This is a genomic window from Synechococcus sp. J7-Johnson (assembly GCF_024345795.1).
Taxonomy (GTDB): Bacteria; Cyanobacteriota; Cyanobacteriia; order PCC-6307; family Cyanobiaceae; genus Regnicoccus_A.
This window is the reverse complement of the sequence record NZ_JAGQBU010000040.1, coordinates 1-19,383: the sequence shown is the minus strand read 5'-3', so window position 1 is coordinate 19,383 and position 19,383 is coordinate 1. Positions and strand designations below refer to the sequence as shown.

Genomic DNA, 19,383 nt, shown 5'->3' with positions numbered 1-19,383 from the left:
TGACCGCCACCGGCATGGGCACGGAGCTGGGCCAGATCGCCGAGCTGATCAACACTGCCGGGGGCGAAACCACGCCTCTGCAGGAACGGCTCGATGGGCTGGCCAACGTGCTGGTGGTCTCGGCGCTGGTGCTGGTGGCACTGGTGGTACTGGGGGGCTGGCTGCTCGGTCAGCCGTTGCTGGGCCTGCTGGAAGTGGCGCTCAGCATGGCGGTGGCGATCGTGCCGGAGGGCCTGCCCGCGGTGATCACCGTGACCCTGGCGATCGGTACCCAGCGCATGGTGCAGCGCGCTGCTCTGATCCGCCGCCTGCCGGCGGTGGAAGCCCTCGGCTCGGTCACGGTGATCTGCACCGACAAGACCGGCACCCTCACCTTGAACCGCCAGGTGGTGGAGGAGCTGCGCTGCGGCAGTCAATCGATCGCCGTCAGCGGCCAGGGCTACGACCCCCACGGCTCCTTCAGCGCGGCCGAGCTCGCCGCCCCCGAGGGTGCGGCAGCGGGCATCACCCCTGGAGCCAGGGATCTGCTCCTCTCGGCCGGTGTGCTCTGCAGCGACGCCGAGCTCAAGAAGGCAGAGGACGGCAGCTGGGATGTGCTGGGCGATCCCACCGAAGGAGCTCTGGTGGTGGCCGCCGGCAAGGCCAAGCTGGATGGCTTCGCCATGCGCAGCCGCTACGAGCGCACGGCGGAGATTCCCTTCAGCTCCGAGCGCCAACTGATGGCTGTGTGGGTGCAGGACAGAGACGGCACGCTCCAGGCTCCGCTCGGGGAGGTGGCGGATGGCTCCAGCACCCTGGCGATCAGCAAAGGCGCTCCGGAGGTGATCATTGGCAGCTGCGACCGCTGGATCTCAGGCTCGGGTGTGACCGCTCTCTCTGATCCTCAGCGGCAGTGGTGGTTGGAGCAGGCGCGCGCTCTCGCCGCTTCCGGCCTACGGGTGCTTGCATTCGCTTGCGCGCCTCACCATCACAGCCCCGAGCTTGAGCTCGACCATCTGGTGCTGCTGGGGCTGATGGCCCAGCTCGATCCGGCCCGCCCGGAAGTGGCCCAGGCAGTGGCCCGCTGCCGGCAGGCCGGCATCCGGCCGGTGATGATCACCGGCGACCATCCCCTCACAGCCCGCGCCATCGGCCAGGGCATCGGCCTGGTCGATGGAGATGCCGAGGTGGTGCTGGGCCGGGAGCTGGAACAGTTCAACGACATCCGGCTGCAGGAGACCGTCAGCCGCTGCAGCGTCTATGCACGAGTGCCGCCCGAGCAGAAGCTGCGCATCGTCAAGGCCCTGCAGGCCAATGGCCAGGTGGTAGCCATGACCGGTGATGGCGTCAACGACGCCCCGGCGCTGAAGCAGGCCCACATCGGGGTGGCGATGGGCATCACCGGCACGGAGGTGAGCAAGGAAGCCTCCGACATGGTTCTGCTCGATGACAACTTCGCCACGATCGTCAACGCAGTCGAGGAAGGGCGGCTTGTTTACGCGAACATCCGCCGCTTCGTGAAGTACATCCTTGGCAGCAACGTCGGGGAGCTGATCACGATCGCCTCGGCGCCTCTGCTCGGCCTGGTGGGCTCTCCCCTCTCACCCCTTCAGATCCTCTGGATGAACCTGGTGACCGATGGGGTCCCCGCTCTGGCGCTGGCACTGGAGCCTGGGGAAGAGGGCCTGATGCAACGGCCTCCGGCTGAACCGGGTGAGTCGATCTTCGCGCGCGGGATCGGTAGTTACATCCTGCGCATCGGTGTGGTGTTCGCTGCTATCACGATCGTGCTGATGGTCTATGCCTTCAGGGCTGGGGCCCCTTGGCAGACGATGGTGTTCACCACGCTCTGTCTGGCCCAGATGGGTCACGCCCTGGCCGCTCGCAGCGATCTCCCCCTGGTGCAGGTGAATCCGTTCTCCAACCCCTGGCTGATCGGAGCCGTCGTGCTCACCTCTGCCCTGCAGATGGCCCTGCTCTACGTGCCTGTCCTTTCGAACTTCTTCGAGACGACGCCACTGAGCCTTCAGGATCTGGCCATCTGCGTAGGGTTCAGCTTGCTGTTCTTCCTCTACCTGGAGCTTGATAAGGTCTGGCGTCTGTGGCGCCGTCGCGCCCATGCCGATGCCTGACCTGCAGCTCGGCTCCATTATCCCGGCGGGAAGGTTGCAGCAGTGGGCCGAAGCGTTTCTCACGCTGATCGGTGACACTGTCGAGACCAATCCCGCGCAGGGCTATCTGCTGATCGGCCTGGCGCTGCTTCTCGAGAACGTGATCCCACCGATTCCGTCAGAGCTGGTGATGCCCCTGAGCGGCTTTCTGATTCAGCAGGGCAAGCTCCAGTTCATTCCCGTGGTAAGCGCCGCCTTGATCGGCACCGTGCTCGGGGCCTGGTTCTGGTACGGGATCGGACGCCTGGTGAATGAGCGGCGACTGGAACATCTGATTGGTCGCCATGGCCGTTGCTTCGGCCTCGAGGCTGCTGATCTGGCTGTCAGCCGGCGCTGGTTTTCTCGCCATGGAGCGGCGGTGGTGTTCTGGGGTCGACTCGTTCCAGGTATCAGACCATTCGTTTCAATACCTGCCGGGATTGAACTGATGCCTCAACAGTCTTTTCTGTTCTGGACCAGTGCCGGAAGCCTGCTCTGGATCCTGGCACTCGTCAATGCTGGCCTCCTGCTGGGGGACAACTACCGCCAGATCCTGGACTGGATTGCGCTCTTCACCAGCCTCTTGAGCCGCCTTCTGCTCGTGCTCATCCCTGTGGCAACGATCTGGCTCGTGGCCCGTGCCCTGCAGCGAAGCTCCAGACCTTGAAGGCTCGGCTGAGGCAATCCTATCCAGAGGAGCTCTGGATCCAATCACTCCGCTCCTGACTGCTCGGCCGACGGACGACCGTCCTGGTCACTGAACGTATTGCTGGGGGCGAGCAGGGTTGTAAGCCCAGCAATCATCAGCAGAACGAGAAGCAAGCTGATTGCAATGAGAATTTTGCTAACTCCCATGTTTCGCGGGACTTCAGCCACAGGTTGACCACAATCCACACAGATCATCTGGCCCTTTACCGAGCTTGATTTGGTGATCATGCGGCAGCCGCAACGTTGACAGGGCACGATGGACAGATCAATATCTGCAAACTTTTGCATTTTAGTCGTGGCTGAAGAGATGAGGGTCATGAGAGCCGCACACCGCGTGGCCTGCCCATGGCCATTCGCAGGGCGCACTAGATAGCTGACGGCGAGCTCATTGAGACCGATGGATACGGCTCGGCCTTCTTCATGGTCCGCAGCGGGGCAAGGGTCAAGACATGCCGGCCCGTTATTGCGCTGGGCAGATCGCCCCTGACGGGGCTCAGCCGCCCGCGGCGTGGTGGTCGGCCCTTGCCCTCGCTGCGCTCACTCAGGCGTCCTTCGCTGGCGCCCCATGGCAGCGCACATCCTGATGATCCAGCGCACCACGCTGCCCTGCAGTGATCACGCCTATTGCTCCATCAAGTCCCACCTCATTGCCGATGAGGCGATGCCGGCGGCGCTGCTGGCCTGGTTCTGCCAGTGCCCGCTCGATGCCATCACCGCCTGGCGTGTCGGCCCGATCTGGCTCGCCCATGGCGGGGAGTGGGCTGAGCGTCAGGAGCTGGAGAGCTTCCGCTGGCCCCATCTGGGTGGCACCGTCATCCACGGCAAGGCCATCGGTGTCATGCCCGATCAGCACACCAGTGGCTGGCGGGCTCTGACAGAAGGTGAGGCCGATCGGGCGCTGATGGTGCTCTGGCGCTTCATGGGCGGGCTCACCCAGTCCTCTGCACCCGCCGATCACAGCTTCACGGTCACCCTCAGCCATCACCAGCTGGTGGCCTATCGGGCGGCGGATGAGGCCGGCAAGCTTGAGTTTCGCCGCAAGGTGGCAAGGGAGCGCCGTGAACTGATGGTGGCCATGGGCCTGGCGGCCTGAGGCCAGCGGGGCCGCACGCGGCGGCCCCATTGTTCTGCTCGTAGACCCCAACAACAGCACCAGCAACAGTCGCAGCTGCAGACCCTCTGATCGCGGGCGACAAGGAATGGGCTACGCACAGGCCACTGCATGGTCGGGGGGCGCCTCAAGGGCTGCGCAAGGCCGGACCTGCTCCGCCGCTACGCGGCTGTGTGGCGCCGCTGTCGCGCCGCTTCGTTGTGGTGCCGTCCCCTTGACCCACCCCCCGCCTGCTTCCGTGTCCTGCGCTGCGCCTCCGATGGCCACCACGCACCGCTCCACTCGCGCCCGCTTCTCCGCTTGCAGCTCCGAGGCCCTGGAGGATCTGCTCTGGATCGCAGAAGGCGAATCAGCACCCTGCCGCCGCGTCGCAGGGCTGGTGGCTGATCTGCTCTTCGAGCGGCAACTGGCCACTCCCGCCAGCGCTCCGCTCTGGATCCGGCCCGAGGAGCTGCCCTTCTGAGCCGCGCCCGGGCGTTGTTTGCGGGGCATCGGCCCCGCTTTTTTTCTGGCTCCGCCGGGCAGTGGCAATGGGAAGCATCCACCCCGCCGGCGCCCTGCGTCCTGCTGCCATGGCCAAGCTGATGAGCCCCGATCGCTTCCAGGACCGCTGGGAGGCGTTCAAAGGCCAGAAGCAGCAGGTCTGTGGCGTCGAGCAGCTCTACGACGCGATCAAGGCCGTGGACGGGAAGGGGCTGATCCTGCGTGAGGACGCTCCATGGGCGCTGCAGTTCAGCGAGAAGCCACCCGCAACGCCCGCGCCAAGTGGTGGCCTCGATCCGCGGGGCTCCGAGGAAGCCGGGCTGATCGGCCCCAGGCAGAAGGCACCGGTCAAACCAGGCGATTCCTACCTCCTCGTGAACGACCGCGACGAGGACATGGAGGCCTATGACCACAGCGGCAAGTTGCTCTGGAAAGTTCCCTGTCTTGCCCGTGGCCTGGGGGCCGAGAACGAGTGGAGGCGCAAGAGCACCGACACGCCGCCCGGCCTCTACAAGCTCGCTGAGCACTACCCCGACTACGAGCAGAACCCCAACCCGCCCTGCAGCAGCACCGCCCTGTCATTCGGCTGGTTCAGTTTCGACATGGTCGAGCTGGAGAACCAGGAGGCCAGATTCGGCCGCGCCGGGGTCATGCTCCACGGCGGTGGATCAGGTTGCGGCTGGCCCGGCGCCTGGGCACCGAAACAAACCCTGCTGCCGACGCACGGCTGCGTCCGGCTCCACAACATCGACCTGCGCGACAAGGTGCTGCCCCTCTACAGGCAGGGCACCGTCTATGTCGGGGTCTTTCAGGAGGCCTGAAACTGAGGAACCGTGGCAGGCAGAGCACAGCCGCCTGCTGATGACCAGCAGCCCGGCGCACCATCAGGATCAACGCCATCGACGACCAATCGGCGGGTGAAACGCCGCGGCTTGCTTGATGTCTTCTTCAGCAACAGCGGCAAGCCACCCTTCGATCGTGAACGCTTTGTCTTCAAGTTGCTGGCCGTGGTGATCCTCACCCAGCTCAGCCTTTACAGCGTGGCCACCATGGTCTGCCATCGGGTGGCCCTGAACGATCGCCGCCAGCTCGCTGAGGTCTGCCCGCGCGCACTGGATCAGGTGGCGGCGAGTTTCGATTCCACCTTGAAACTCCTCGTCGCCCTGCTGGGCGGCGCCGCACTGAATCGCGGCGGCAAGTGAACAGCAGCGCTTCAGCCGTGAGCGGCTGCTGGGCCATCCGCGCAGAGATCAACCCCGGCCAGCACCACAGCCGAGTGGGCAGCCACAGCGCTATGCACCGGCGGCGGCGGACTGGCGAGTGAGGCAGAAGCAGAAGCAGAAGAAGCAGGAATCGAGCCGCCGCTGAACTCAGCCGCTGCTGGCGGCAGCGTCTCCGGATTGATCGGCTGCTGCTCCGCCAGCCGCAAAGGCAGGGAGCGCATGATCAGCAGCAACACGCGGATCGAACAGGCGAAAGAACAGGCTCAGGTCCTCCCCTGCCCAGCTTTCACCTGTGACGACTTCGAGCTTGGTGCGCACCACCTGCTCCAGCTGGGCGCCGTTGCACTCCTGCAGCAGGGCCGGCAGGTAGGGATCGAGTTGCGCGAACACCAGCGGCGCCACCTTCAGGATGCGGCGCTGCACAAATCGCTTGGCGATCGGTTTCACCACGGCCTCGATCAGCCCCAGCACCAGAAAGGCGATCGCCAGGTCAAGCAGCCAGCCCATCAGCCTTCCCCCCGCTTGCTCGACCGGGTTGTTCCTGTTGCTTTCTTCGCTGGGGTGCGCCGTCCTGGGGTAGGCGACGGAGCAGGAGCAGGACTGGGTGACCTCGCCGTACGAACCCTCGCCTGCGGTGCCTGTGGCGACGAGCTGGAAGCGGAAGGAATAGAAGAACTGGAACTGGCACTGGCACTGCCGCTGCGGCCGTTGTCCATGAAGTACGTCGCAGCCGACTGGCCGACCAGGGCAATGGCAGGCAGGGCCAGCGCCCAGCGGTTCTCGCAGTAGGTCTGATCCACCGCTCGCAGCTCACACACCCCCACGTAGGTCATCAGCGCCAGGACTTCGGCGCCGACCAGCGCAAGGATCGGACCGGTGGTGCCGGAAGGTGTCGAACCCATCAGGGGGGCGTCAGCAGTGCCTACCTCCTGTTGCCATCGATCTGCACAGCAGCAGGCCACTCAGCGGGTCGGAGCCAGTGGAACGCTCATCGGCGGGATGGGGCGGGCTGGCCTTCGTCTCGTCCTTGCTCAGCTTGGCCTCCTCCTGCGTCGGGGCCTGGGGTCGTGCGTCCTTCGCCATCAGGCCATGGCCCGCACCTCATCCCCCAGTGATGCCGTCATCCACCAGTTCATCTCCCTCGCTGATGTCCTGGCCTGCCGCTTCCAGCGCCGCTTTCCTGATCTGATCGATCGGGATGATGCCAAGCAGGTGGCCCGCCTCGAGCTGGTCCGCGCTGCCCGTTGTCTCAAGCCCAATCTTCCTCCGGTTCCCTTCCTCAAGCCTCGGATCGAAGGTGCCCTTCGTCATCACCTCCGCGATCAAGGCCGCCTGGTGCGTGTGCCACGCCGTGAGCACGAGAAAGGCACCTGCCCCTTCTCCCACAGCAGCCTCGATCTGCTCAGCCCCTGTGGCACTCCCTGGCTCGATTCCATCCCCGCTCCGGAGCCGGAAGAGTGCCCTGAGGATCAAAGAGCGCTGGAAGCCCTCCTCGATCGCCTGCCCGCCGCAGAAGCAGCCATCATCCGCCTCCACCTGCTGGAAGGCCGGTCCCTGCGGGCCATCGCCCAGGATCTCGGCATGAGCACCATGAGCGTGCAGCGGCGGGAGAAAGCCGGCCTGGCGCGGCTCCGCCAGGAGCTGGCCTGAGGGCCCAGAGGGCCGATGCCAGCAGGGCCGCCTCTGGGCGGCCCAGAAAGCCATAAACAAAACGCTGAACCTGTTGAGGCCTTGGCCCACCTGCTGACACAAGCCAGCGACAGCTCAGGTGAGCAGCAGCAGCAAGCCGTCAGCGGCCGCTTGGAGCTGCTCTGCTGGTGCGCCCCACTGGCCTGTCACGCCGAGGTGATTCGCTCCGCTCTGCACTGGCTCGCCGCACAGAAGCAGGGCGGCAGCTGAACGGGGCCCATGGCGAAGGCAAACCGCCGTGGCAAGAGCAAGCAACAGCAGCAAGAGCCGCCGTGGCGATCCGCAAGCCCAGCAGCAAGGCCAGATCGGCGGCCAAAGCCAAGACCAGGAGCAAGCCCAAGGCCAAGGCCAGCAGCTCCGAGCTGGCAATGCCCAGCAATGCCGCCATGGACAGGAAGCTGCGTGCTGAGCAGGCCAAGTGGCAGGCGGAAGAGGATCTGCGCACCCTCCGCCGCGCCGAAGAAATCCGTCAGCAACCCCAGCGGCTCAAGCAGGCCTCGAAGCTCGCCGATCAGGAGGTCCGGGCCCTGCAGGCCATTAAGAGGAAAGCAACCTGACCGGACTTGACGCGAGTGGAGGTGGTTGGACAGGGCCGTGCCGGGTTGCCGCAGTCTCCGCCGGGGCAAGGGCTGGGCAAGGCAGTGTCCCGTCACCGCGTCCGCAGGGGCAGGTTCCATGTCACCCAGCCTCGCTGCGCTCACCCACGAGGATCCAGAGCAGCCACCATGGCAAAGCCGATCCTGCGTTTCTGGATCGATCACCCCCTATGGCGAAGAGGAAGTCACCCTGCTGGAGGAGGAGCCATCACCGCCATCAGGTGCCAATTGGGTCACGGCGTAGCGGTGTTCAGCTGACGCTGCCGGTCCTTTCCGTGCCTCAGGTAAGCCCGCCGATAGCCAGCACCACCAGCTGGCGTAGTTGCTGCAGCTCGGCCGCGGTGATGCACGAGTCGGTGACTGCGGCGATGCGTGTCTTGGCCACGCAGGTCAGATTCTGCGGGAGCAGGTAGCTCACCTTCTTGCAGCCGTTAGTGGCACTGGGCTGGAGCAACACGGTCAGATCGGGGATAGCCAGGTCGGGGTCGCCCGTCATCGGCACAACCAGGACCGTGGGATAGGCAGGGTCGAACAGTTCGGAGTCCTGCACCACCACAGCAGGCCTGAGCTTGTTCGGCTCCGGTGGATGGGGGGCTTGGGCAGAATCGCCAGGATCTTTGCGCCAGTCGACGGTGACGATCTGCCCGGCCTTCAGTTCCACGCCCGTGTTCAGCGGCTGAGGGGCTCCGGTGTGGCCCAGTCATCCATGAAGGCCTTGGCCTGCGGATCTGCTGCGATGTGGTCGGCAACGGTCTTGCTCTGGGCCCGGATCCGGGCCCGTAGAGCCTCCATGGCAGTCACCGAGCTGCTCACCTGCACGATGCTTCTTCCACCACGTTCCCGGCGATGGACTGCAAAGGGAGCTTCGAGCTTCTGGATGGCCTGATCGGCTGGGGTCATCACGGCAGCGGCTTGCGCGAACCGCACAGACTGCCCTCAACTTTAGAGGCCATTTCGCTCCCTGCTCAGTTCAGATCGGCCCCAACCAGCACGGCCACAGCGCCTGAATGATTGGATCGCAGCGGGTCAGCGGCCGTGCCGGGTTGCCGCAGTCTCCGCCGGTGGCAAGGGCTGGGCAAGCGGCTCCACTGCGTTCCGCCGCCCTTGCCTTCCCGGCGGCTTTGCGGGCGTCCCGTCACAGCGTCCACAGGGCGCCTGGTCCCATGTCACCCAGCCTCGCTGCGCTCACCCGGGAAGATCCCTTCGCCCTGGTCGAGTCCTGCCACAGCGCTCTCACCTGGATCCTCCGCAGGCACGAGGGCAAGCCGATCCCCCGCTTCTGGATCGATCATCCCTATGGCGAGGAGGAAATCACCCTCCTGGAGGAGGAGTTGATGCCCGCCATGGAGCAGTTCCTCGCACGCCTCAAGGAAATCGATGATCACCTCCTGGCGCAGCAGGAGGTGATGGAAAGGTGCCAGGCGGAGGCCACTCGCGATGGCGCCCTGGGCGCAGCACCGCTCGCTGCAACCTGAGGCCTTCAGGGGCTGGCAGCCGCCAGCCCTTTCGGGGCTCTGCCGCCTCAGGCCCCGCCTGTCACCAGGGTTTGCCCTTGCGCAGGTAGGTCTCCAGCTCCGCCTTGCGGATCACTCGGGACTCGTGGTTGTTGCTGATCTGCACCAGGCCACCGGTGATCGATGCCGTCACGAACCAGGGGCCAGCCGGGCCGGGTTCAGCAGGCCCCGCCGGCGCTTCCCCGAGCACGGCTGCCAGCTCGTCTTGTACTCCTGTCATCGAACCTCTTGCCTCTACGCACCTCTTGCCAGAGCGGATCACCAGGCGGAGCTGGCTGCGTGTTCACCACCACCCAATGGGTCGTCTGCGCCTGATCTGGAACAGATTGGGGCGATTGCGGAGGTGGGTGTGCTGACTGATCGCCGTGCTCTCGCCCTGGTCTGTGGGTTGGGACTGCTGGCGCAGGCGTCGCCTGCCCGCACCGACGAGGTGATCGGCCGGCCTGGCGACGGCGGTGTCATCACAGTGCGGCCGGCCACGCAGCACGACAGCCGCCAGGGTCTGGGGCGATTCGTGGGCATCTCCGGTGCCAACAGCGGCGCCCGCACGCTCTCGCTCAACCGCATCGTCATACCGCCCGGTGCCAAAGCCCGGGCTCATCGCCACCGCAACTACGAGACGGCGATCTACCTGCTGCAGGGAACGGTGGAAACCCGATATGGAGCCGGTCTGCGCCAGCGGGTGGTGAACCGCGCCGGTGATTTCATCTTCATTCCAGCCGATCTGCCCCATCAACCGGTGAATCTCAGCGCCACGGAGCCGGCGATCGCGATCGTCACCCGCTCCGACCCCAACGAGCAGGAAAGCGTGGAGCTGCTCGACGATGACGGGCAGCCCCTGCCAGCTCACCACCAGCACGGTCCCGCCCATCCCTGAGCCGATCGGCTGCCAACGGGGTGCAGATCGCCAACAAGGAAATGCGGGCGGTGGAGAAGATCAAGAAACGGATCTGAAGTGGAGGTGTGTCGCGCAGGAGTCCTCATGGTCTGCGGCGGCGCAAGGGCTGACGCGAGTTCGCACAGCAGAGCTGCGCGAACCCTTGCCCTCGCCGCAGTCACCACTCGGGGTCCCGCGCTTTGGCTGCCATGGCTGCGTCCCAGTCCCGTTCACGCAAATCCTTTGATGGCCCAACGGCCGAGGAAAAGATCGTTGCCTCCTTGATCGCTCTGTTGGAGGCAGGTTCGGCCCCCTGGCGCCGGCCCTGGGATGGCAGCGGCGGTGGCCACCACGTCAATCTGCTCTCGGGCCATCGCTACCGCGGCGCCAACCCGATCCTGCTCATGCTCGGCATGCACATCGGGGGATCAGCCCTGCCGTTCTGGTGCGGCTTTGCGGAGGCCAGAAAGCTCGGGATCTTCCCCAAGAAGGGCAGCAAGGCCGTTCACATCCTGCGGCCCCAGCAGCACAGCCGCGAGGAGCCAGGCGAGGGCGGTGAAGTCACCCTGCGCAGCTGGGCCAGCTACCGGCCGGTGGCGGTCTTCAATGCCGCCGATCTCGAAGGCGAGGCCCTTTCCGCCCTGATCGAAGCCCGCAAGGTGGCAGAAGGCGTGGAGGCCAAGCCAGAGCCCGAGCGCCTGGAAGCGGCGGAAGCCGTGCTGGCTGCTTGGCCGGTGCCGGTCAGCTTCGGGGGTGATCGAGCCTGCTATCTGCCTGGCATCGATCGGATCCAGCTGCCGGATCGCGCCAGCTTTCACTCACCGGCGGCGTTCTGCGCCACCTGGGCCCATGAAGCCGTCCACTCAACCGGCCATGAATCCCGCCTGAAGCGGGATCTGGGCGGTGCCTTCGGGAAGCCGCGCTATGCCCGTGAGGAGCTGGTGGCCGAGCTCGGGGCGGTGCTGCTGGGCGATCGGCTGGAGATCGGCAGCGAGATCGAGAGCCATGCGGCTTATCTCGGCCACTGGATCGAGCTGCTCAAGGAATCGCCGAAGGTGTTGTTCCAGGTGCTCAGCGAGGCGCGGCAGGCGGCGGATCTGATTTATCCGGAGGTGCTTGGGCAGCTGGAGCACCAGGGTGAGGATCACGCCGGCTGAAAAGTCCTCGGCCGGTGGCCATGAGTCGACAGCCCGCTGCTGAGCGCAGACAGGCGCAACTAGGTGAAGCGGCAACGCCCTGCCGCGGCCGCGCACGGATCAGACTTCTCCCCGCGGCACCCTTCAAGGATTCAGGCGCTCCTCCATCCAGCCGCCCTCGCGCGTCCAACGACGGCGCTGGTGTGGATGATCCCGTAGCTCCAGCAACTCCACTTGCGCAAGATCGATGCGCAGCAGCTGGAAATGTTCAGGCATCAGGGTGCCGTCCTTGAGCTCTGCTGGAAAGGCGGCTGCGTCATCCAACGGTGCTCCCGGTTCGGGCCAGCCCCAGAGCGCGCGGCCTGCGGGGGTGAGACCTTGCCAGTGCCGTATCCGCTCCTCCCATTCCACTTCCGTGGGCAAGGTCAGAAGCTCTCCACGCAGGCGGAACTGGCAGCGGGCTTTCGGCAGCAGCCAGCACAGCTCCACGACGGGCTGCTGCCGGAGCTCAGCCGGCTTGGCGCTGCGGCCGTCGGTGAGCAGATCCAACGCAGCGCCATCAGCCCAGCCACGGAACACCAGGGTGCGCACCCGTGGGGTGCCATCGGGGGCGACGGTGGCGAGCTGCAGCCACCGCGCCGCTGGTGAGCGGCCTTCCCGTTCGCGGGCCCCGCGCAGCAAAGGCCGCCATGGCGGCAGCGTCGTCATGCCGTCTGCGATTGGCGGCTGTTCAGGGCAAAGGCCCCAGCGGCGATGGCCGCCAGGCCCAGGGCGCCACTAGCGGCCAGGAACGCGAGCGTTTGCAGGGCCAGCAGGAACAATCCCAGCGCCGAAGCCGCCTTGATCTGGACCCGAGCCTTGACCAAAAGATTCCAGCGTAATCCCGAGACATAAGATCCTAGCCTTAGAAAGGCTCAGAATAAACTGTCTATCCAACTTGTGGAAAGCCACAGTCGCAAATCAGCCTCATGGCTCAGCCTGAATCTGTCAGATAGAAATACTAGCTGCAGATAAAGCTGTTGATGTGTTTTCTGCAGGACCAGCCATCTTCGTAATTCACCACCTGCCCTGAATATTTTAGCCTGAGCAAAAGCAAAAGCTGTAGACCATATTGCGCGCGGGCCAAGAGCTCGTGGTGAGGCCCGGAAGATGGGCTGACTCCCTCTAAAGTAATTGAGTGAGCAACAGAGTCCCGGGCATCTTTGAGGTGGTCAATGTCAATGCCTAATGTTAGAAGATTCAGTCCCACCTGGGCTCCTAATCCCTCAATCTGCCTTCTGAGTATCGGCCAGTCAAATGCTTTTGATACACGATCTGTGATTAGTCCTTGAGGATCGGCCGTAGGGTTGTCTTTTCTCCACTGGCGGCAGGAGATCTTCAGACTTGCCTTTAAATCTTTCTCCTTGTCGGAAAGTTCAGCATCTGGTATCCACTTTTTCGCTAAGTACTCCCATGTCTGAGCTACTTGGAAGAGACGATTGTCGAGGTAACCGGTGCCCGAATTATTCAGATGAGCAATGACGATCCTCAGTATCTTCTTCTCTTCTTCTGGCATCTCATGCCAGGCGGGAAGGGTTTTCTCCAGGTATTGCTTAAGATTCCATTGTTCGATAATTGGTCCAGGTCCGATCTCCTCTCCTGAGCGGCTTCTCCAAAGCTCTAGCTGCTGATCCCCTGACCAATAAAGAATCCAACGATGGCAGGTAATGCCAGTCCCACAAGCCAGCGAAAGAAGCAGCATGATGTCCATTGCATATCTCTCGTGTTCATCACGCGACTTTCCGTCCGCGGATATCTTTAGCGTCGATCCTTCAAGCGGTATCTTTAATCCCTGGGACGCTTTCTTGTTTACCACTGCTTCGCTGCCACTACAGAGCTCAATTACCCATTTGTCGTCTGACAGCGTAAAATCTCCCTCGTATAATCCTGTGAGAATGAAGTTCAACGCCATATTTGAGTGACAGCTGCTTTGTGTTCCAATTTCGACAGGACAGCTCCATGGCCTGAGCTCAACAAGGCCTCCTTCTTGTGCTCCAATACGCTGAAGCTCTTTGACGTTGATAGGGCGCCCATCTGCGAGAGTCCCCGTAAGCGCGAATGTTTCTGCCTGGAACGCAATGATCCCGAGGGCAGATTGACTGATCGTGATGACAACATGAGACAGCTGCCGGTGAAGCGAGAACCTCACATCGTGCCTTCCAATGGGGCTCAATAGGACCCCTTGGCCTTCTATGGTTAAGACTTCTAGTGACTTGACGCTGATTGGCCTGGGTGAATCTGTCATTTCCTTGCAATCATGACGCAATTAGGATTGCAATGCTAAGGCAGATCTAAAATCTTCCTGCGTAGGGCATGCTTCATCTTGGGATAGCGGCGCAAGGACTTGATTAGGAGGAAACAGCGGACTACCGGGCACCCACAGCTCACAGCTATCGCTGTTGTCCTCGTAGTAATGGGCGTTGCAGGTAACGCGCATTTCCTTGTCGAGACCTGGCTGGCTCCAGGCGAAGTCATAGGCACCAATCGAGCGAGCACTGCATCCGGGTGGTAGCAACTCCGGTTGTCTGAGGATGGCCTCCAAATCCGCAAGTGTCAGCGGTGAGGGCTTAAGCGCGTTCACCACATCGCGGATGGCATCGAGGTCTTGCAACACGTCGTCGAGATCCAGACCCTTGATCTCTGGCTCCTGCTCCACAGCCGCCACAGCTGACGCCCGAGCCTTCTCCCGCTGATCACGGCTGGCCAGGGTGGCCTGGGAGATGGAGCTTGATGCCTTGGCCAGGATCGGCTGCAGCTTGCCCACCACCTGCTCGAACATCGCGATCCGGCCCTTCAGTGCCCGGTACACATCGGCCTCAACGGTGCCCTCGAGATGCAGGTTGATGATCTGCATCTGGGCGTGGGTCTGGCCGATGCGATCGATACGGCCGATCCGCTGCTCCACGCGCATGGGGTTCCAGGGCATGTCGTAGTTGATCAGAGCGGCGCAGAATTGGAAGTTCAGGCCTTCAGCGGCGGCATCGGTGCAGAGCAGGATGTCGGCCTTGCCCTGCTTGAAGTCGCGCTTGGTGGCCTCGCGGTTCAGAGACTTCCATACCCCGCCCTTCTGCAGGATCTCGCCACCGCGACCGGTGAAGACCATCAGGCTGGTGCGCCCTGCTCCGATCAGCAGCTCCTTGAGGGCATCGACGGTGTCGGTGTACTGGGAGAAGACGATCACCTGCTTGTAGCCCTGGGCCTGGAGTTGCTCGATGGCCTTGAGGAACTCGGCTCCCTTGCTGTCGTGGCCGACCAGGGGCCTGGCCTGATCGAGCAGCACCCCGATGGCATCGAGCTCCCCCTGGAGCGAGGCCTCCTGGAAGGCGCTTTGCATGCCCTCCAGATCGAAGGTCTGCTCTCCGCTGATGTCGTCGTCTTCTGCGGCAGCCGCGTCTTCCTCCAGCTGCTGCTGCTGGCCGGCCAGCCGTTTCTCCAGCGTGGAGACCAGGGCGGCCACGCTGCTGGCGAGGCGGCGGCGGTAGATCGTCATCACGAAGCCCACCGCCGACTTCTTCTGGCCAGAGGCCTGGGCGTACTGGGTGGAGATGAAGTCCTCCACGGAGTCATACAGCGCCCGCTCCTCCGAGGTGCTCTCCAGGAAGCGGTCGTCCACGTGGCGGGTGCCGATGGCCAGATCCATTGATCCCTGCTGCTTGTAGGCCCGCAGCAGGTTGCGGCTGTGGCGGGAGATCAGCCCCTGCACCGGGGTCCAGCGTTTGGCCAGGGCCAGAGCACCCTGGCGGATCTCGATGCCGAGATTTCGCCGAGAGAGGGGGTCGGTGTCGTTGAGGGCCCGTAGGGCCTTGCGCTTGCGCTGCAGAGACTTCCGCAGAGATTCCGGCATGGCATTGACTGGTGCCTCGCCAAAGGCCGACACGCTGCTGCGCCACAACCCGGCCAGATAAGCCAGAGTGGCCTCATCCGGGTTTTCCTTCTCCACCCACTCGAAGAACCGCTCGAAGGCGTCTTCGGTCCACTCGGGCGGCATGCCCAGTAGGGCGAGCAGGTCCCATACCTCCAGCTCACTCACCTGCATCGGTGTGGCGGTGAGCAGCAGGAGACCGTTGGTGCGCTGGCGCAGCTGCTGCATGAGCTGCATCAGGGTGTTGGGGCGGAGGCGCTCACCGCCGCTGCTGCTGTTCTCCCGGCGGGTGCGGGCGTGGTGGGCTTCATCGAGCACCACCAGGTCGTAGGGCTCGGCTTCCAGCAGATCCTTGTGGCGGTCGCGCCGTCGCATCAGGTGGCTGGAGACCAGCACAAATGGCTCTGCTGTCCAGCTGCTCCGGTCCACTGGACGGGAGAGCCCAGCCGGTCGGAAGCGGGTGGGCTGCCAATCGAGCGACTTGCCGGTGTAGATGGGCCAGTCGAGCCCGAACTTCTCGCGCAGTTCCCGTTGCCACTGCTTGAGCACCGACGCGGGTGCCATCACCAACATGCGGCGGGCGCGGCCGCTCAACCAGGCCTGGCGCAGCAGCAACCCGGCCTGCACCGTTTTGCCCAGGCCCACCTCATCAGCGATCAGCAGCCTTGGCGGCCACTGCTGCCAGAGACGCTGGAAAGCGCGCTGCTGATGGGGCCAGGGGGTCACTGCACTGGTGCCTTCGCCAACCCGCTCGGCTCCTGGCAGATCGCTGGTGGCGGCCTGGAGCACGTAGCTCCACACAATGCGGCGACGTTCATCGATGTCACGGGCGATCTCGACGACGGGCTCTGGCTCCAGCGCGGGCAGATCCTTCAGGAAGGGCTTGAGGCGACGGGGCAGGGCCTCCTCGGCGGGTGCATAGATGGCCAGCTGCTGGCGGATTGCCTCGGGCAGGGTGAAGGTGCGGGCACCGGAGTCGTGGTTTTCCCAGAGCCGCAGGAAGCCTGCTTCCAGATCATCGATGGTCTCAGCACCACCAGGCTTCCAGGAGCAGGAGGTCTGGATGGTTTCGAAGTTGCTGGTCCAGCCGTTGGGGGTTTCGTTGACGCTGCCGCTGAAACCCAATCGCTGCCCTTGCTTGTCTTCGATCACACCTTCCTTGGCATGGAAGATGGCGCCGTCGTTGACGATCCGCCCTTCCATGAGAGGCAGCCCCACCCGGATCTCCAGGTGCCCATGGCTCACTAGCCAGCTCAGGAGCTCGGCCCCGAGGGCTGCGGCCCCCTGACCTCCCGGCTCCACACCCTTGAAGGGGAAGTGGTTCGAGAGGTGATCTGTGAGAACGGTTTCAGCAGGGGTTCCGGCTGCCAGGGCGGTGATGTCGGCTTCGCTGAGGAACACCCCTGTGATCAGCCGCATCTGGCCATGCCCGATCTCATCGGGTGCGGCCGCCACCAGCTGTTCTACTCCTTCAAGTACCTGGAGAAGGGAGCGGCTGGTGAAGTAGCCGGTGATGCGCCAGTAACGGGTAGCGTCCATCAGGGCCGGCCTGTAGAAGCCCTCCAACAGACTTTCGATCGAGCTGCTGAAGCGCCCCTTCCAGGCGTGATCGGCGAGGCCTGCCATGGCTGCTTACGCCTCGGCCAGCTCAGCCAAAACCAGCTCCAGCTGCTTGGGTGCCGGCACCTGTTCTGCCAGGGCCAGGCGACGCAGATTCTCCAAAGCCTCGAAATCTGAAGCGGCTGGCGCGGCGGCCTTCACCGGATCGAAGCCGGTGTAGCGGGCCGAAAGGGGCAGCACTTCCAGCACGGCCTCCAGGGCAGTAAGGAAGACGGGGCTATTGGCCAGGCCGTTGTCATCGAGCAGCTGCTTGGCGGCGTTGAGATCAATGCTGCGGGCCCGGTGGGCGCAGTGGTGGATAGCATCGATCCAGGATTTGGTGCCATCGGGGGCGCCGAGCTTGCCCTTGGTGGCGCGGGTAGAGCTGTCCCAGAGGATCAGATCGCTGGCCTTCTTCTCAGCCAGCACGCCCACCACGTCCTTGTCAAGATCGAGGCCCACCACGCGAGCGAGGCGCAGGGCTTCGTCGTAGGGGAATTGGGGCGCCTGGAAGGCATCCCAGGCGAGCACGAACCACTCCGTGAGGGGATCGAGCTGGGCGCGGCGGGAGCCGGAGGTGAGCTTCTCCATGCGCCAGGCCTTCACCTCGCGGCGAGCGGCATCGAGGGCATCTTCCGGAGAAACGGCGTAGGGATCGGCTTCTCCCAGCAGCTCGTCAAGCGTGAGCTGGGCACGGCCGCGCTTCTTGGTTTTCTCTGCGATCGGCTTGGGCTGGCCGCGTTTGATTGGCCAGTGCAGGGAGAACTCTTCCAGCGCCGGACCGAAACAGGAAAGATAGAGATCCACGCCCCGGATGCCACCTGCCTGGAACTGCTCAATGCGCTGGCGGACAGCAGCCTTCACGCGGGGTTCGAGGTCTTCCCAGTACTGCACGCCGTCTTCCGGCTTCTGGGCCGGGCGCGGCCGACAGACCAGGAAGATCGTGCTGTTGGCGGCGGATTTGTCTTTGATATGCAGCGAGCCTTCGGCTTCCGAGTTGATCGGCCAGGAGGCGGTAATGACAAATCCAGCATCGATCAAGCCCTTGGTGAGCGCATCCCAGGCGCCGGTGGCCTTGTGGGTGAACATCAGGGTCATCACACCGTCGTCTTTGAGCACACGACGCATTTCGGTGAAGATCTCGGCCATCTTGTGCTGATAGTCGAGGCCGGCCAGGGCCTTGGCGCCCTTCTTGCCCTCATGTCGGGCCGGGTTGGCAACGGCTTCATTCTCCTTATCGGTGAGAGCCGCCATGAACAGCTCGGGGTAGAGCAAGCCGGCGCTGCGCTTGAGCCATACGTAGAAAAAGTCGCTCAGCTCCGCATACATCACGTTGTCGTAATAAGGCGGATCCATCACCACCGCATCCACCGTGCCTGCGTCGAGATGGGCCAGTGAATCACCGGAGTCGCAGGAGATCACCACGGGTGCTGTGGAGCCTTTGGGGATGGCTGGTGTGGTGGCGCCGAACAGGGGGCCGGCAGTAACGGTTGAGGCCTGCTGTGAGTTGAGAAGATCAAGCAACTCTCCGATGCATTTGGCCACCTGACCAAAAGCCCAGTCATATCCAAGTCCTGCGATGAGGGCCGCCATCTCTGCATAAGAAGCCTTGTAGGCAAAGTCATGACGATCAAATGTGTTTACCATGACTTCACGTATGCTGTGCCAACGTGTCATGCGCGAGTTGTAGTCGCGCAGTTTATCTAGAGCGAGTGCAACATATCCAAGAGCCGCACGACCCGCATCCGTGAGCCCGCCCGGTTTGCCCCTCTCCTCAGTCACCAAGTCCCTGAAGATCTCGACGCTGGTGCCATGGCAGAGCAGTTGGCGGGGAGAGAAAAGATCGAGAAAGTTCGTGGCGCCGTACTGCGCGGGTGTATTGCCATGGGTCCAGGATTCAGTATCCATTGGCAGCAGCTCATTCGGCACCAGGTCCATCGCCTCCCACTCCGGCAGCTTCTCGGCCAAGGCGGCTTCGATTGCGGCGCTGTTTTCGTCGCCTGGATGGGGGGCTCGGTAGCCCCGCTCCCATTTGTCTTTCTTGGGCTTGCCGGTTTTGGTGTATTCGATGGGCAGCTTGCGCTTGAACACCACCGCAAACAGCTGCTCGCCCATGCCGCCGGCCTGGGCCTGGGCCTTCACCTGATCGCCATCGATCACACGGCCGCAATCGGGATAGGGGCAGGTGGCATCCCCACCCTTCACTGTGCCTTCGCTCTGCTCAGCGGCGCTGCCCACAATCTCGAAGGTGCAATGACGGCTGGCGTCGCCCGGACCATCGCCTAGGAGCCTGTTGCGCATAGATCAGCGCGCACCTTCTCCACAGACGGCCACGCATCTGCCCAGAACCCAGTGACAGCAACGGCTTTGGCCGAGATCATGGGCCATGAGCAATCCCAAAACCTTCCGCCCCTGGC

At 63.8% G+C, this 19,383-nt stretch carries 23 protein-coding genes; 13 read left to right on the top strand and 10 right to left on the bottom strand.

Translation table 11 applies throughout. The annotated features are described in order from the left end of the window. Together KBY93_RS14520 and KBY93_RS14515 are read left to right on the top strand one after the other, a co-directional pair. The coding region (locus tag KBY93_RS14520; protein ID WP_255095145.1) for a cation-transporting P-type ATPase at positions 1 to 2,111 on the top strand (2,111 nt) is incomplete at its 5' end. Next, positions 2,098 to 2,796 carry a DedA family protein gene (locus tag KBY93_RS14515; protein ID WP_255095144.1) on the top strand — a complete coding sequence of 233 codons (699 nt, stop codon included), beginning with the start codon at positions 2,098 to 2,100 and terminating at the stop codon, positions 2,794 to 2,796. The genes KBY93_RS14520 and KBY93_RS14515, both read left to right, overlap by 14 nt. A 44-nt stretch (positions 2,797 to 2,840) precedes the next feature. Here the strand turns inward: KBY93_RS14515 and KBY93_RS14510 are convergent, their stop codons facing one another. Then, positions 2,841 to 3,155: a hypothetical protein gene (locus tag KBY93_RS14510; RefSeq protein ID WP_255095143.1), complete on the bottom strand. Its 315-nt coding sequence runs from the start codon at positions 3,153 to 3,155 to the stop codon at positions 2,841 to 2,843. Between the two features lie 247 nt (positions 3,156 to 3,402). Between KBY93_RS14510 and KBY93_RS14505 the strand changes: the two genes are divergently transcribed. The 4 genes from KBY93_RS14505 to KBY93_RS14490 all read left to right on the top strand — a co-directional run bounded on the left by KBY93_RS14505 (position 3,403) and on the right by KBY93_RS14490 (position 5,633). Next, a complete protein-coding gene (locus tag KBY93_RS14505; protein WP_255095142.1) occupies positions 3,403 to 3,930 on the top strand; it encodes a hypothetical protein in 528 nt (175 codons plus the stop codon). A gap of 277 nt (positions 3,931 to 4,207) precedes the next feature. After that, positions 4,208 to 4,411: a hypothetical protein gene (locus tag KBY93_RS14500; protein WP_255095141.1), complete on the top strand. Its 204-nt coding sequence runs from the start codon at positions 4,208 to 4,210 to the stop codon at positions 4,409 to 4,411. A gap of 109 nt (positions 4,412 to 4,520) precedes the next feature. Continuing rightward, entirely contained in the window at positions 4,521 to 5,252 is a 732-nt protein-coding gene (locus KBY93_RS14495; RefSeq protein ID WP_255095139.1) for a L,D-transpeptidase, read from the top strand. A gap of 96 nt (positions 5,253 to 5,348) precedes the next feature. Continuing rightward, positions 5,349 to 5,633 (top strand): hypothetical protein, encoded by a 285-nt coding sequence (locus tag KBY93_RS14490; RefSeq protein ID WP_255095138.1) that lies wholly within the window; start codon positions 5,349 to 5,351, stop codon positions 5,631 to 5,633. Between the two features lie 168 nt (positions 5,634 to 5,801). On the opposite strand, the gene KBY93_RS14485 is transcribed toward KBY93_RS14490, so the two are convergent. After that, positions 5,802 to 6,161 (bottom strand): hypothetical protein, encoded by a 360-nt coding sequence (locus KBY93_RS14485; protein WP_255095137.1) that lies wholly within the window; start codon positions 6,159 to 6,161, stop codon positions 5,802 to 5,804. Then, positions 6,161 to 6,556 carry a hypothetical protein gene (locus KBY93_RS14480; protein ID WP_255095136.1) on the bottom strand — a complete coding sequence of 132 codons (396 nt, stop codon included), beginning with the start codon at positions 6,554 to 6,556 and terminating at the stop codon, positions 6,161 to 6,163. Before KBY93_RS14480 ends, KBY93_RS14485 begins: the two co-directional genes overlap by 1 nt. A gap of 187 nt (positions 6,557 to 6,743) precedes the next feature. Here KBY93_RS14480 and KBY93_RS14475 point away from each other — a divergent pair, with 187 nt between their 5' ends. The 4 genes from KBY93_RS14475 to KBY93_RS14460 all read left to right on the top strand — a co-directional run bounded on the left by KBY93_RS14475 (position 6,744) and on the right by KBY93_RS14460 (position 8,183). Then, positions 6,744 to 7,304 (top strand): sigma-70 family RNA polymerase sigma factor, encoded by a 561-nt coding sequence (locus tag KBY93_RS14475; RefSeq protein WP_255095135.1) that lies wholly within the window; start codon positions 6,744 to 6,746, stop codon positions 7,302 to 7,304. 15 nt (positions 7,305 to 7,319) lie between these two features. Beyond that, positions 7,320 to 7,553 (top strand): DUF4326 domain-containing protein, encoded by a 234-nt coding sequence (locus tag KBY93_RS14470; RefSeq protein ID WP_399223281.1) that lies wholly within the window; start codon positions 7,320 to 7,322, stop codon positions 7,551 to 7,553. A gap of 62 nt (positions 7,554 to 7,615) precedes the next feature. Continuing rightward, a complete protein-coding gene (locus KBY93_RS14465) occupies positions 7,616 to 7,900 on the top strand; it encodes a hypothetical protein (RefSeq protein ID WP_255095133.1) in 285 nt (94 codons plus the stop codon). A 118-nt stretch (positions 7,901 to 8,018) separates the two neighbouring features. Beyond that, positions 8,019 to 8,183, top strand: a complete 165-nt coding sequence (locus tag KBY93_RS14460; RefSeq protein WP_255095132.1) for a hypothetical protein — start codon at positions 8,019 to 8,021, stop codon at positions 8,181 to 8,183. 36 nt (positions 8,184 to 8,219) lie between these two features. On the opposite strand, the gene KBY93_RS14455 is transcribed toward KBY93_RS14460, so the two are convergent. Beyond that, positions 8,220 to 8,600, bottom strand: coding sequence for a type II toxin-antitoxin system PemK/MazF family toxin (locus KBY93_RS14455; RefSeq protein ID WP_255095131.1), 381 nt, complete (start codon positions 8,598 to 8,600; stop codon positions 8,220 to 8,222). Positions 8,601 to 8,608: 8 nt separating this feature from the next. Then, complete coding sequence (locus KBY93_RS14450; RefSeq protein ID WP_255095130.1) at positions 8,609 to 8,839, bottom strand: hypothetical protein; 231 nt, start codon at positions 8,837 to 8,839, stop codon at positions 8,609 to 8,611. Between the two features lie 263 nt (positions 8,840 to 9,102). Here KBY93_RS14450 and KBY93_RS14445 point away from each other — a divergent pair, with 263 nt between their 5' ends. After that, positions 9,103 to 9,414 (top strand): hypothetical protein, encoded by a 312-nt coding sequence (locus KBY93_RS14445; RefSeq protein ID WP_255095129.1) that lies wholly within the window; start codon positions 9,103 to 9,105, stop codon positions 9,412 to 9,414. A gap of 61 nt (positions 9,415 to 9,475) precedes the next feature. Here the strand turns inward: KBY93_RS14445 and KBY93_RS14440 are convergent, their stop codons facing one another. Further along, positions 9,476 to 9,673: a hypothetical protein gene (locus KBY93_RS14440; RefSeq protein ID WP_255095128.1), complete on the bottom strand. Its 198-nt coding sequence runs from the start codon at positions 9,671 to 9,673 to the stop codon at positions 9,476 to 9,478. 123 nt (positions 9,674 to 9,796) lie between these two features. Between KBY93_RS14440 and KBY93_RS14435 the strand changes: the two genes are divergently transcribed. Continuing rightward, positions 9,797 to 10,330 carry a cupin domain-containing protein gene (locus KBY93_RS14435; protein WP_255095127.1) on the top strand — a complete coding sequence of 178 codons (534 nt, stop codon included), beginning with the start codon at positions 9,797 to 9,799 and terminating at the stop codon, positions 10,328 to 10,330. A 209-nt stretch (positions 10,331 to 10,539) separates the two neighbouring features. Then, the gene (locus KBY93_RS14430) at positions 10,540 to 11,487 is read left to right on the top strand and encodes an ArdC family protein (RefSeq protein WP_255095126.1); all 948 of its coding nucleotides are present in this window, start codon (positions 10,540 to 10,542) and stop codon (positions 11,485 to 11,487) included. Between the two features lie 123 nt (positions 11,488 to 11,610). Here the strand turns inward: KBY93_RS14430 and KBY93_RS14425 are convergent, their stop codons facing one another. The 4 genes from KBY93_RS14425 to KBY93_RS14410 form a co-directional block, all read right to left on the bottom strand. After that, complete coding sequence (locus tag KBY93_RS14425) at positions 11,611 to 12,174, bottom strand: pyridoxamine 5'-phosphate oxidase family protein (RefSeq protein WP_255095125.1); 564 nt, start codon at positions 12,172 to 12,174, stop codon at positions 11,611 to 11,613. Between the two features lie 292 nt (positions 12,175 to 12,466). Next, the gene (locus KBY93_RS14420) at positions 12,467 to 13,411 is read right to left on the bottom strand and encodes a hypothetical protein (RefSeq protein WP_255095124.1); all 945 of its coding nucleotides are present in this window, start codon (positions 13,409 to 13,411) and stop codon (positions 12,467 to 12,469) included. A 360-nt stretch (positions 13,412 to 13,771) separates the two neighbouring features. Beyond that, the gene (locus tag KBY93_RS14415; protein WP_255095123.1) at positions 13,772 to 16,993 is read right to left on the bottom strand and encodes a helicase-related protein; all 3,222 of its coding nucleotides are present in this window, start codon (positions 16,991 to 16,993) and stop codon (positions 13,772 to 13,774) included. 6 nt (positions 16,994 to 16,999) lie between these two features. Continuing rightward, positions 17,000 to 19,267, bottom strand: a complete 2,268-nt coding sequence (locus KBY93_RS14410) for a DUF1156 domain-containing protein (RefSeq protein ID WP_255095122.1) — start codon at positions 19,265 to 19,267, stop codon at positions 17,000 to 17,002. Positions 19,268 to 19,383: the final 116 nt, after the last annotated feature.

What these genes read in the sequence shown, in the direction of transcription:
- KBY93_RS14440 (WP_255095128.1), bottom strand. Translation starts at nt 9,673, where the DNA reads ATGACAGGAGTACAAGACGAGCTGGCAGCCGTGCTCGGGGAAGCGCCG.
- KBY93_RS14515 (WP_255095144.1), top strand. Translation starts at nt 2,098, where the DNA reads ATGCCGATGCCTGACCTGCAGCTCGGCTCCATTATCCCGGCGGGAAGG.
- KBY93_RS14485 (WP_255095137.1), bottom strand. Translation starts at nt 6,161, where the DNA reads ATGGGCTGGCTGCTTGACCTGGCGATCGCCTTTCTGGTGCTGGGGCTG.
- KBY93_RS14410 (WP_255095122.1), bottom strand. Translation starts at nt 19,267, where the DNA reads ATGCGCAACAGGCTCCTAGGCGATGGTCCGGGCGACGCCAGCCGTCAT.
- KBY93_RS14500 (WP_255095141.1), top strand. Translation starts at nt 4,208, where the DNA reads ATGGCCACCACGCACCGCTCCACTCGCGCCCGCTTCTCCGCTTGCAGC.
- KBY93_RS14510 (WP_255095143.1), bottom strand. Translation starts at nt 3,155, where the DNA reads ATGACCCTCATCTCTTCAGCCACGACTAAAATGCAAAAGTTTGCAGAT.
- KBY93_RS14480 (WP_255095136.1), bottom strand. Translation starts at nt 6,556, where the DNA reads ATGGGTTCGACACCTTCCGGCACCACCGGTCCGATCCTTGCGCTGGTC.
- KBY93_RS14505 (WP_255095142.1), top strand. Translation starts at nt 3,403, where the DNA reads ATGGCAGCGCACATCCTGATGATCCAGCGCACCACGCTGCCCTGCAGT.
- KBY93_RS14445 (WP_255095129.1), top strand. Translation starts at nt 9,103, where the DNA reads ATGTCACCCAGCCTCGCTGCGCTCACCCGGGAAGATCCCTTCGCCCTG.
- KBY93_RS14425 (WP_255095125.1), bottom strand. Translation starts at nt 12,174, where the DNA reads ATGACGACGCTGCCGCCATGGCGGCCTTTGCTGCGCGGGGCCCGCGAA.
- KBY93_RS14460 (WP_255095132.1), top strand. Translation starts at nt 8,019, where the DNA reads ATGTCACCCAGCCTCGCTGCGCTCACCCACGAGGATCCAGAGCAGCCA.
- KBY93_RS14430 (WP_255095126.1), top strand. Translation starts at nt 10,540, where the DNA reads ATGGCTGCGTCCCAGTCCCGTTCACGCAAATCCTTTGATGGCCCAACG.
- KBY93_RS14495 (WP_255095139.1), top strand. Translation starts at nt 4,521, where the DNA reads ATGGCCAAGCTGATGAGCCCCGATCGCTTCCAGGACCGCTGGGAGGCG.
- KBY93_RS14470 (WP_399223281.1), top strand. Translation starts at nt 7,320, where the DNA reads ATGCCAGCAGGGCCGCCTCTGGGCGGCCCAGAAAGCCATAAACAAAAC.
- KBY93_RS14450 (WP_255095130.1), bottom strand. Translation starts at nt 8,839, where the DNA reads ATGACCCCAGCCGATCAGGCCATCCAGAAGCTCGAAGCTCCCTTTGCA.
- KBY93_RS14415 (WP_255095123.1), bottom strand. Translation starts at nt 16,993, where the DNA reads ATGGCAGGCCTCGCCGATCACGCCTGGAAGGGGCGCTTCAGCAGCTCG.
- KBY93_RS14475 (WP_255095135.1), top strand. Translation starts at nt 6,744, where the DNA reads ATGGCCCGCACCTCATCCCCCAGTGATGCCGTCATCCACCAGTTCATC.